Consider the following 12,519-nt stretch of genomic DNA (forward strand, 5'->3'; position numbering starts at 1 on the left):
GGGGAGATGACCATAATGGACTATTTGAAGATACTTGGTGTGATTGTATTGATCCATATCCTTACAATGAGTATACCTGGAATCAATTTTGTCGCAGTCACACAAACCTCGATCCGGTTATCTAAAAGTAAGGGGATCGCAACAGCTTTAGGAATCGCAACTGGGGCACTGATCTGGTCAAGTTCCGCGGCATTCGGCGTAGGCTTTCTATTTGAAAAATATGAATGGACGTATAATGCCTTAAAATGGTTGGGAGGGGCGTATATCATCTATATTGGGGTTAAATTCTGGCTGAGCAAAGAACATCAGCTCAAAACCATCGATCAAACGATCCGATCGACAAGCTATTTCCGCTCCTTCCTATTCGGCTTGATAACCAATCTATCAAACCCGAAATCTGTTCTCTTTTTTGGAAGTATTTTCACAACTGTATTGCACCCTGGACTTCCACAATGGATGCGTACAGCAGCAGTCATTGTTATATTCCTAAATGTTGTTTGGTGGCATACAGCACTCGCTTTACTATTTTCAAGAAAGGTCATACAGAAAGCTTATATACGAAACAAAATGTTGATGAACAGATTAGCAGGTTCTTTGTTCATTATTTTCGGCATACAGCTTTTTTTATGAACAGGTACGGTCATTTATTTTGGAAAAGATCCAATTCCGGTTTTGCCCCATCCCTCCATACATAGCGAAAATGTTACCTCGCTAAACAAGCAATGGGCAGGAGGGATTCATAAGATCCGGCTTTCCTTTTCTTATATTCGAGGGGCAGAATTAAAATGTCACTCGCCCCAATTTTTCCGGGATCGACTTTTTCCAATTGATTCTAAGAAAAATTAAATAAGGTGGTCTCGTATAAATAATACGTATGACGTATAATGGAAATATCATCCTAAACAGCTCTTCAAGGGCTGTTTGTTTTTTGAACAAATTTACATAAAAAATTAGCTGAACGGTCAGTAGGAGGCTGGGTATGCAAAATGAAACAATGGTAGATGTAAAAAGTCTTGTGAAACGCTATGGCTCCTTTATTGCGGTCAATGGAGTCGAATTTCAAGTGGAAAAAGGAGAGGTCTTCGGACTGCTTGGACCGAATGGGGCTGGAAAGACGACAACCATTGAAATGCTGGTCGGTCTCCGTAAGCCTGATGATGGTACGGCAACACTGGCAGGCTTTGATGTACGAAAAGAAGTGAATAAGGTCAAAGAGGTCATTGGCGTCCAGCTCCAGTCCACCTCCTTATTCGAATTATTGAAGGTAGAAGAGATCCTTCACCTTTATGCGAGTTTTTACCCGAATAATGTCAATATCCCACAATTAATTGACGACATGCTTTTAACGGAAAAACGGTATGACAGAATCAAAGAACTATCCGGCGGACAAAAGCAACGGTTAGCGATTGCGTTAGCACTTATCCATGATCCAAACATCGTGTTTCTTGATGAACCGACGACTGGACTCGATCCGCAGGCAAGACGAACGTTATGGGACATTGTTTTGCGTTTAAAAGAGAGAGGGAAAACGGTTATCCTCTCCACTCATTATATGGATGAAGCCCATGTTCTCTGTGATCGCATCGGCATTATGGATCAGGGAGAACTGATCGCGCTTGACACGCCAACCAATCTCGTAAAAAGATTGCAGTCGACAAGTACCGTAGAATTCCGCCTGACCAACCCTCCTGAAAAAGAATGGTTCATGAAAATGGACGGGGTAGAAGAAGTGTCCATTAAGGATACCTTCTTGCAGCTTTATACGGACGACCTTCAGCTCGCATTAACTTCCCTGATCCAAGTTTCTACAGAACACAATCTGAACATCGAGGACTTACAAACACGTACCGCGACATTAGAAGATGTCTTCATACATATGACAGGAAGGAGTCTAAGAGAATCATGAGAGCATATTGGCAGTTAACCTTAGCACAACTACGTATTTTTGCCCGTAATAAGCAAGTCTTGTTCTTCACGTTACTCTTTCCGCTCATTCTAATGCTCGCCCTCGGGTCATTTGTAGGCGGCGGCAATGCGCTGTCTATAACCGTAGGAATGGTCGACCTTGATCAGACGGATGCATCAAAGGACTTACAAGAGTTGTTTAACAAGAACGAAGGTATCGAGACAGAGTCCTATGAAAAGATCAAAACCGGTAAAAAAGGCGTCGAAAATGGAGATGTCCAGCTTCTCATTGAAATCCCAAAAGGATACGGTGCTAGTTTGAAGGATCAAAATCAAGCCTTCTCGCTCCCTGTTTATTATAATGAGAAAAACTTATCCGCCTCCGAGCTAGGACTAACGGTGGTGAACGGGATCATCGACCAATACAGTAAACAGCTTGTCGACTATAAGCCTCTTGTGACCATCGAAAGGGTTGGAATTGAAGCACTAAACCTTCGCTATATTGATTTTCTCGTACCAGGGATTGTTGCGATGATGATCATGAGTAACAACATGAATGGAGTCGCCGGCCAAATTTCAGCCTGGCGTGAAAGGGGCATCCTCCGTAGAATGCAGGGGACAAGATTGAAAGCTTCCACCTTTATCGCTGCACAAATCACAGCGCGTTTACTCCTTAATGGAACGCAAGCATTGTTGGTTGTATTGATTGCAGACCTCATCTTTAACATCAATGTAGCCGGTTCATGGCTCGCAATGATCTTTTTCATCGTTTTAGGAACACTGGCCTTTATGTCCATCGGCTTCATTATTGCTGGTATCGCGAAAAACCCAGAAAGTGCGGGGCCGATTGCTGGATTTGCTTCTTTTCCCTTACTGTTCCTTGGTGGCGTATTTTTCCCAGTTAGCAATATGCCAGATTGGATCCAGCCGGTCGTCAAAGCCCTGCCGATCGCACCTCTAACCTCAGCATTGAGAGAAACCATGAACATCGGAACACCAATCCTCCAGCTAGAAACAGAAACACTGATCCTAGGCGCCTGGCTAATAGGAGGATTCACACTCGCCAGCTATGTGTTTAAGTGGGAATAAAGGCAAAAACGAATAAAATACCAGACCCCAACGAAACAACAAACAGGAGATCACTTTGGTTTAAAGTTGGTTAAGTTTTAAAAAATTAGTTTTGAAAGCATATTGCTAGTCTACTTTGCAATGGCATATATTAATACTTCGACTTTTCTTTAGCTGCGTAAGATGCTTCTTTTCCTGGTGATTAATCTTCATAGATTGTGGCAAGTATGTATATAATATAGAGCATTTTGAGAAAGAAAAGAGCCCTTCAAATGTTAGGGCTCTATGTGAATTACTCACCTATATACGCTATATTTCCCTCAGTATCCTCTTTAATTAAGCTTTTATTTGTATTTAAATCAATTGCTTCCTGTACATATATTTCAGTGTTTGAGCTGGTACGATTGTAACCAAGCTGTTTTGAAATTTCTCGTACGATATCGGCTTTTGGCAAACGAAGTGCTGTCTTCATAATTTGAATGATCCCATTTGAATATTCAATCTTACTAATGTCCTGTAAACTCCTACGGTAACGATTCTTTATTCGGAAGTCCCTGTAGGAGTTGAACTGTTCTTCATTATTCCAAAGAAAGCTCCCTTTGTCTTCAATGGTCTCATAAACCGTCATTCCAGTTAAAACATCCTGTATAACTTTTTCCAGCTTGGCACCGCTTCTGGAGAATCCCCAAGCATTAATAATGGCTTTGGTTAGCCTCGAAAAGCTAACAGGTGCTTCATCTGCTATGATTTTTTTGATTTGTTCCTGAATGACTGGCCTCCCTTCATAAGTGTAAAAATAATCATTAGGAATACTTACTTGTTCTAATACAGCTGGCTCGTAAAAGCATGCTTGCTGTTGTTTGTCATCTACAGGTAACGTGAGGTTACTTATTTTATCATGTATGGATGGTTTGTCTTTAACAGGTTGAGATTCTGTCTGCTTTTTCATTACTGGACCATGTTTCTCGACTTCTTTTAGTTGGGCTAGTATGTCTTTAATTTGTTTTTCTTCATTGTGCCACCATTCAACGGACCAAACTTTGAGAATGTGCCACCCTAACCTTTCCAACATAAGTTCTCCCAATTTGTTGCGATCACGGGTGGTCGTAAATCCGGCATATCGATGGCCATCTACTTGGATAGCAGCAAGGTACTTCCCACTATCACTTTTATTGATAACAGCTAAATCTACTTTGAAATCACTGTTACCTACGTTAGTTTCCACTTGATAACCATGTTGTTGTAGAGTCTCCTTCATTTTTGGAATAATTACATTTGAATTTTCCTGCTTGATGATTGCCCGGTTTTCAAAATCTCTCGGGACCTTTCCTTTCTTTGCAAATTCCATAAATGCTCTAAGACTATGAACACCTTCAGCCTTGGTTCGTGATAGGTTTATTTTATCTGGTTCCATGGATGCGAAAATTAACATTTCTTTTTTAGCTCGTGATACTGCAACGTTTAGGCGACGCCAACCTCCAACACGGTTTAACGGTCCGAAATTCAGTGAAATTTGTCCCAATTGATCGGGACCATAGCCAACCGTGAATAGAATAATATCCCGTTCGTCCCCTTGTACATTCTCCAAATTTTTTACAAAGACGGGTTCTTTTACTTCGTCAGTAAAATACTTCTCAAGAGAGGCATCTTGTTTAAGTCGTTCATCAATCAGATCTTCAATTAAGGTTTGTTGCGGTTGACTGAACGTAACTACCCCAATACTTTCGTGTTGTTTTTCAGGGTTACTTAACCTTGAGAAGATATCATTGACTATCGCTTGGGCCTCAGCTTTGTTTTGCTTTGTTTTCCCCCGATCGTAAGTCCCCTCAACATTTATAAATGAGACTCTTGAATGTAGGTCATCTATTGATGGGAAGGTGATTAATTTATTTTCATAAAAGTGATTATTGGAAAAAGATATTAAACTTTCATGTTCACTTCGATAATGCCACCGTAAGTGTTTCTGTGGTAGCTGTATCGATAGGCTATCATCAAGGACACTCTCAAGATCCTGTAAATCAAAGTTTTCCTCTTCTTGTTTGGTTCCAAAGAAGTTCGTTGGCGGCAACTGTTTAGGATCGCCAACCACTATAACATTTTTACCTCTACCCATAGTACCGATGGCCTCACTGGTTGGTAACTGAGATGCTTCATCAAAGATAACCAAATCAAATTTAGGAAACGACGGATCCAGATATTGTGCAACTGATAATGGACTCATCAGCATACAAGGTTTGATTTTTGGCAGTAGGATCTTTATCCTCTCAAATAACTGACGAATGGCTATGCCTCTTCCTTTACTTTTGATTGCCTTTGCTAAGATTCCCGGTTCAGAGCTTTGGATCGTATTATTCATTAGATCCGGTACGTGGCTCATTAGTTTAACATATACCTCGAGCTTGGTGAGTTCACTTAGTTCATCATCAAAAGCATGGAATTTATGAAGTTTACTCTCAAAACTTGCCTTTGAAAACTGAGATAACTCTTCTTTCTGAGAAATTTCTCCGTCAATTCTCAGGCGGTAAAATCCATATAAATAACAGGTTAGAATTTCATCATGATCCAATTTACCAGACAAATAAGGCTTCGTTACATTAGTAAGTCCCACTTCATCTGCCTTGTTCGTTACGCTGGCCAGTTTACAGTTATCTTTTAGCTCTGGTAATGCGTCAATTAAAAGAGCTGCTTTGTCTCTACTATAATTAGCCCAATCTGCTTTCTCAGCTTCATACATATTTGGTAAGATTAATTCCTTCTCTACATGTTCCCAGTGATTCATTATGGCTTTATAGCCTTCTGTAAAAATGTCCATTTGTTGTTTTAGTTCGTTAGTTGAAAAGTCTTGTTTATTCACCTGAATCCTTTGAACTGTATTATTGAGCCACTCTTGCGAAGGTTGCAAGTTGTTAATAACTTTGCGCACATCAGCCATCCATTGTAAAGCTTCCTCAATAACGTTCCAGTTACTATTCTCTTTATTCCAAAGGTTAGGAAAGTATTGATTCATTAGATCATCTGACTGTGTGATAAATTGTTTCTGTTCCTTAATACCCTGGATTGTGGTGAGAATGTCCTTCAGTTTATCTGTTTTAATTTTATCTTTAGAAACTAAGAATTTCTTAAGTTCTTTCTTTATTTTTCCTTTCTCCAGCTTTTCCTTAAAGAACCAGCTGTTATCAGCTAATCTATAGCTTTGTAGTAATGTCTCAACATCCAAGGTCAAGATAGAAGGATCAAACCGTTCTTCTACTTTGTTTGTGGCTTCCTCAAAAGCTCTGCCTACATTAACGATTTCAGTAACTTCTGAACTTAAACGATCAAACCCTCCCTTGCAAATAAGCTCTAATTCAGCATCAGGTATATCAGGTAAGAAGGAAACCATTTGATAGATGAACCTATACCAACTATGATTTTTGGTGTTATGAGATACTCCTATTTCAGCTAAAGTTCTATCTAACTGAAGAAGTTTTTCTGTGTTAGTTAAAATGGAGGATAGCTCTTTCTTAATGGAATCCTGCAGACTTAGGGAATAGTTTGTTTGTTTGATTCCAAGCCACGGATTCTCAATTACACTTCCGCAAGTCCCTCCGATCACTTCCAAATCCTCTAACATTTGCTTGGTTCGTCTCAGTTTAACCTCGTCCATTTCCATGACTTGGTCTCTATCAAACTCAATCATTTCCTTAGGTGCGTTAATATCAGAGTAGGTTTCAATCATTTCAAAAATACTTTGCCCAAGTGAAGTATGCTGGTGAAGTTCTTGTACATACTTATTTAATTCTCTTTTTAGAGTTTTAACTTCATCAAACTTTTCATTCCAATTTGTTCCTTTGACTTTTCGTTGTGCTTCAAAGGATTTCTCCAACTGATTAAGAATATCTTTCTTTTGTCCCTTATTTGAGTAAATCTCCATACAAAAATCTGCTAGACCAATAGAGGCAAGTCGGTTTTGTACAACATTTAAGGCTGCCATTTTTTCTGCTACAAAAAGAACTGATTTTCCTGAAGCTAAGGCGTGGGAAATCATATTGGTGATCGTTTGTGACTTACCGGATCCTGGTGGTCCATGAAGGACAAAACTATTGTCTTTTCCAGTCGCTAGTATGGCTTCTGTCTGTGTGCTGTCTGAACTTAAAGGTGCATAAATCTCAGCCTCTTCATCTTCTTCCGTAGTCAGACTATCTGTGAAGGACTGATCCATGTCCCCAGTATAACTTCCTTCAATCAGGCTTTTAACTACCTTATTTTCTTTAAGTTCATCGGAATGATTTACGAGGTCATTCCACATGACAAATTTGGAGAATGAAAACACGCTAATGCTGGCATTTTCGTAGACGTCCCAATGCTTCATTTGCATTATAATTCGCCGCATTGTTGTGAGGACTTTTCTGACATCTGCCCCGTGATCGTCTTTGGGTATGTTGTATAGCCTAGAGGCATCAATTCCGAAATTTTGTTTCAGATACTCAATAAGAGAAATGTTAACTTGTATTTCTTCATCTCTAGCCCTTATGTAGTAGCCCTTCTTTGCAGAAAGCCTTACGAGATCTACAGGAAGAAGTAGGATTGGTGCATACCGCTCTGTGGTGGAAGACTTAGGATCATACCATTTTAAGAATCCTAAGGCTATAAATAAGGAATTCGCTCCAGTTTCTTCTAGTGTATTTTTGGCCTTTCTATACAACTTCACTAATTCTTTCTCTAGTTTCAATTCTGAAAGTACAGACCTTAGCCTGTTATTTTTCAGATCATTTGACAATATGTTGCTAGTCAGGAGTTCCTTTTGATCCCTAAAGTCTCTTACCTTATTTCGCCACTCGTTTGGCAAAGTTTCTATGAAGACTTTCTTACCCATGGACAAAATATCCTCAATCTGATCAAGGCCAGAGGTCACGACAGGGATACCCTGTGTATGAATTCGATAATTCAGTAGATTATTGCGTAAGGTCATATCAATTAATTTATTTTGCCAATAGGTAATCTTATTTTCATGTTCTCCTCTATGGTTCGAGGAATGATCATTTTCTGGTATGATTTCTACTTTTTCAAAAGCAAAATTTGAGTTAATTCGTACGGGCTCTTCCGGTTGAACAGCAACTTGGATATTAGATCCCATACTAATTTTCAGAGAGAGAGGTTTAATTTGACCAATTCTGCTTCTATGAACATCCACGAAAAAGTGGAAATAATCAAATTTGTTCAAACTGTCCTCTGCGAAATGAACTGCACTAATGAAGGAAGCCTTTTCATTTGTTAGCATTGTAGATTCGACAGCAATAATGTCATTGATACCGCCTGCCATATTCTTGGTCAATAAGCTCTTATCATCTTGATAACTTTCTGGAGAAGAATATTCTTTTAACCAGAAAGCGGGATAGGCATGTCCACGGAAAAAGACAATGATAGGATGTATGCCTATTGCTTCCGCGCAAGCTGCATATAATAATGTTAAATCAAGACATGTACCTAGTTTATGTTCCTTAATCACGTCGGGGAAACGGATTTTCTGACCCTCTGCTTCAAAGCTTGCGGGAGGATTTGCATATGTAATACCCTGAGCCAAGATTGCAGAGTAGATGGCCGAAAGTTGTGCAATAACACGATTAGGGTCTCCACTTTGGTACCCATCCATGGCATTTGTGTCACTGTTCTTCTGCATTATGCTAGAGGCCAGTTTTACAATCTCCATTACATAGGGACGATTTGGTGTGACAAAACTTGAGATGATTTCCGGGATTACACTAGAGCCCGGCCAACAATCGAATGACAGAATATCGATTGGTAAATCCTTCTGATAAGCTTCGACCTCTCCAATCTTAACTCTTATGCTGAAATACCCTTTTACACTTTCGTCCAGATTACTCAGGTAATCTGCTGATAATTGAATATCCGGGTGTAGTTCAATTGATTCTTTGGGGTTTAATGCTTCAAGGTGCATTGTTTTGGGTTCAAAAAACGAAGGGTTAGAGAATAGTTCAATTTTAATATCGTGATGCTTCTCTTCACTTAGATTTTCAATGGCCCAGCGTTTAATAAATGGGACATGGTTCTGTTGAAGGGCAAAGCTTACTCGTTCATCATACTCATAATCACAGGCTATTAATTTTTCTGCAATTATTTTTTCCACAATTCTACCCCCTTTAGGTTTTCAAGACATATTAGGTATTAATTACTATTATAACGAAAAAAGTAGAATATTGGAAAAATACTTAATTTTATGTAGAGTGCCGCATAAGCTAACAAGATTACGATAAATGTTTGATGGTAATATTTGTCTACGAGGGTCGTTTTTGCCTCTTAAATAATTAGTGGAACCGTATCATATATAACACTAAGCCTCTTACTCTGGTATAATTACCAATAATAGGTTTTTTCTTTTGGGGGGATTTTGTGTTTAAAGAGGGTTTGTATGAGGAGATTATTAATAAGAAGCTTAAGGAGAGTCTGACGGCTCTTGAGCTGGGGACATTTGATATTGGTAAAGAACCGATTGATGTTGAGGAAGCGAGGAAAAAGCTGTCCTCTTATATTTCATACATAACAAGAAAGGCGTTAAAGCTTGCTCGTGATATTGAAACGGACGATAAGGAAGCATTGTTTCGTCAGATCAGGGTTTGCAATGAAATCATCGCATATTTAGGTACATATCTGGATGATGAAGAATTTGAAGCTCTTCAAATTGCTGAGGAGGGCGAGATTTTAACATCAGTCTATTCAAAACTCAACTCAATTAAGAGCTTGAAAAAGGACAAGCCAGTACGCCCAGTTACACCTTTATCTGAGAGTTCTCTTTTTACTGGTTCCAACTATGAACCGAATATGTTGAGCGAACTTAAGAAAGAGATTTTATCTGCAAATGAAATCGACATGCTTGTGTCATTCATAAAGTGGAGCGGTCTTCGCTGTATTATTGAAGAGCTACGTGAATTCACGACTCGGAAAAATGGAATCTTGCGCGTAATTACGACTTCGTATATGGAGGCTACTGACTTTAAAGCGATCATGGAATTAAGTAAGCTTCCGAACACTGAGATAAAAGTCTCCTATGATGTTGAGCGTACTCGCTTACATGCCAAGGCGTATATGTTCAAGCGGGATACGAGTTTTAGCACTGCTTATATTGGATCATCAAATCTATCGAATCCAGCCTTAACTTCTGGACTTGAATGGAATGTGAAAATCACGGAAAAAGACTCGTTCGATGTGATGAAGAAGGTCGATGCTACCTTTGAGACGTACTGGAATGATGAAGAATTTGTCACCTTCAATCATGAAGATGAGGGCGACCGAACCCACTTAAAGAACACCTTAAAAAAAGCTTCAAGAGAAGACACCCCAGTACATTTTTCCTTTGAAATCAAACCTTATCACTACCAGAAAGAAATCTTAGAAAACCTTCAAGTTGAGCGTGAAGTCTATGGTCGAAACAAAAACCTGCTTGTCGCAGCTACCGGGATAGGGAAGACGGTGATCTCAGCATTTGATTACCGTCGTTTTGTAAAACAGAATGGCCATCCGCAGAGGCTTCTTTTTGTAGCACACCGTGAGGAAATTTTAAAACAAAGCAGAGATACGTTCAGAGCGATCGTCCAAGATTTGAATTTCGGGGACCTCTTGGTGGGAAAAGAAAAGCCTGAGGACTTGGATCATTTATTCATAAGCATTCAAAGCTTCAATAGTACGAAGCTTTATGAGAAGACGACAACAGAATACTATGATTTTATTATTGTTGATGAATTTCACCATGCTGCTGCGAGTTCTTATCAAAAACTGCTTGAATACTACAACCCCAAAATTTTACTTGGAATGACTGCCACCCCAGAGCGGATGGATGGGAAAAGTGTTTTATCGTACTTCGATGATCGAATCGCAGCCGAGATGCGACTAACGGAAGCAATCAATCGAAAGCTTTTAAGTCCTTTTCAATATTTTTGTGTAACCGATACGGCAGATCTATCGAAGCTTAAATGGAGTCGAAAAGGATACGACTTGAGAGAGTTAGAGAATGTATACACGCATAACACAAGACGAAGTACGCAAATTTTAAAAAGCATCTATAAATATGTAACAGATATTGATGATGTAAAAGGGGTAGGGTTTTGTGTTGGAGTGGACCACGCGAAGTATATGGCGAATTTCTTCAATGAGAACAAGATTCCATCTATTGCTTTGCATGGTAATACAGATTCAGCGATAAGAAAGGCAGCTAAGCATCGATTATTATCTGGTGAAATTCGATTCATCTTTGTTACAGATCTTTACAATGAAGGTGTCGACTTACCGGAAGTGAATACGGTACTTTTCTTGAGACCAACGGAGAGTTTAACAGTATTTTTACAACAGTTAGGAAGAGGGCTAAGACTAGCCGATGACAAGGAATGCTTGACTGTACTCGATTTCATTGGACAGGCTCATAAAGACTATAGTTTTGAAGAAAAGTTCAGGGCACTAATGGGTAAAACGAAACATTCGGTTAAGCATTATGTGGAAAATGGCTTCTCCAACTTACCTAAGGGATCGTTTATCCAATTAGAAAAGCAAGCAAAGGACTACATCTTAAGAAATATAAAATCGACAGCCAACACACGTGCAAACCTTGTTCACAAGATGAAATACTTCCATGAGGATACAGGGCTCGATCTTACACTGGAAAACTTTTTAACCCATCACAATCTCTCGTTGTATGATTTCTATGGTAAAAGCGGAGACCGATCCTTTTTTAGAATGAAGATGGAAACTGGTTTAATGGATCATAGAGAGATTGAGAACGAAGAAAAGATAACAAAACGCTTACCAAGTCTATTTCACCTGGATTCAAAACAGTTACTGAGCTTTTATTTGAGGTATTTGGATGGGATTAATCCAGAGAATAAGAAAGAGAAGCTGTTGGTCAACATGCTTTACTATTCGTTTTATAAAGACCATCCAGAAAAAGAGGGGTTCAATTCTATTGAAGATGGACTAAATCAAATCTTCGTAATACCCGAAATTAAAGATGAATTACGTTCCATTTTAAATTACAACTATAAGCATATAAAAGCGCTTGAGTTTGAAAATGATTTTACGTTTGAAAATCCATTAGGTGTACACAGCAGTTATTCAACAGCTCAAATCATGGCTGCTTTCGACTATTATAACGAAGAAAAAAGTCCGGCTTTTCGTGAAGGAGTCAAACATTTTCAGGAGAAAAATGTCGATATATTCTTTATCACATTAAATAAATCTGAAAAAGATTTTTCGCCATCAACACTTTATGAGGATTATGCAATTAATGAGAGGCTCTTCCACTGGCAAACGCAAAGTTCGATTTCACCTTCGAGCAATACTGGACAGCGTTATATCCATCACCGGGAAAACAACCATCAAATTGCGTTGTTTATCCGTGAGTATAAAAAAGAAAATGGCTACACGTCACCGTTTATTTTTCTCGGAACAGCAGATTACGTAAAACACACAGGAGAAAAGCCCATCAACTTTACATGGCGATTAAGACGAGAAATGCCCCCGATGTTAGTTCCGAAAGCGAATAAAAATGTTTTATAGATT

The 12,519-nt window shown here is 39.0% G+C and carries 5 protein-coding genes; 4 read left to right on the forward strand and 1 reads right to left on the reverse strand.

Going from position 1 to position 12,519, the window contains the following annotated elements; all coding sequences use genetic code 11:
* Nucleotides 1-15 precede the first annotated feature (15 nt).
* The 3 genes from MOJ78_RS02460 to MOJ78_RS02470 all read left to right on the forward strand — a co-directional run bounded on the left by MOJ78_RS02460 (nt 16) and on the right by MOJ78_RS02470 (nt 2,994).
* Nucleotides 16-630 carry a LysE family transporter gene (locus MOJ78_RS02460; RefSeq protein WP_304979643.1) on the forward strand — a complete coding sequence of 205 codons (615 nt, stop codon included), beginning with the start codon at nt 16-18 and terminating at the stop codon, nt 628-630.
* A 349-nt stretch (nt 631-979) separates the two neighbouring features.
* Nucleotides 980-1,906, forward strand: coding sequence for an ABC transporter ATP-binding protein (locus tag MOJ78_RS02465; RefSeq protein WP_304979644.1), 927 nt, complete (start codon nt 980-982; stop codon nt 1,904-1,906).
* Nucleotides 1,903-2,994 (forward strand): ABC transporter permease, encoded by a 1,092-nt coding sequence (locus tag MOJ78_RS02470; RefSeq protein WP_304979645.1) that lies wholly within the window; start codon nt 1,903-1,905, stop codon nt 2,992-2,994. The genes MOJ78_RS02465 and MOJ78_RS02470 overlap by 4 nt, the downstream gene beginning before the upstream one ends.
* A 271-nt stretch (nt 2,995-3,265) precedes the next feature.
* Here MOJ78_RS02470 and MOJ78_RS02475 read toward each other — a convergent pair whose 3' ends face one another.
* Complete coding sequence (locus MOJ78_RS02475) at nt 3,266-9,100, reverse strand: anti-phage protein ProA (RefSeq protein ID WP_304979646.1); 5,835 nt, start codon at nt 9,098-9,100, stop codon at nt 3,266-3,268.
* Between the two features lie 263 nt (nt 9,101-9,363).
* Between MOJ78_RS02475 and MOJ78_RS02480 the strand changes: the two genes are divergently transcribed.
* Nucleotides 9,364-12,516 carry a DEAD/DEAH box helicase gene (locus MOJ78_RS02480; protein ID WP_304979647.1) on the forward strand — a complete coding sequence of 1,051 codons (3,153 nt, stop codon included), beginning with the start codon at nt 9,364-9,366 and terminating at the stop codon, nt 12,514-12,516.
* Nucleotides 12,517-12,519: the final 3 nt, after the last annotated feature.

This window comes from Alkalihalobacillus sp. AL-G, assembly GCF_030643805.1.
Lineage (GTDB): Bacteria > Bacillota > Bacilli > Bacillales > Fictibacillaceae > Pseudalkalibacillus.

Excerpts from the sequence above, each read along its gene's own strand:
- MOJ78_RS02470 (WP_304979645.1), top strand. The coding sequence starts at position 1,903 with ATGAGAGCATATTGGCAGTTAACCTTAGCACAACTACGTATTTTTGCC.
- MOJ78_RS02460 (WP_304979643.1), top strand. The coding sequence starts at position 16 with ATGGACTATTTGAAGATACTTGGTGTGATTGTATTGATCCATATCCTT.
- MOJ78_RS02465 (WP_304979644.1), top strand. The coding sequence starts at position 980 with ATGCAAAATGAAACAATGGTAGATGTAAAAAGTCTTGTGAAACGCTAT.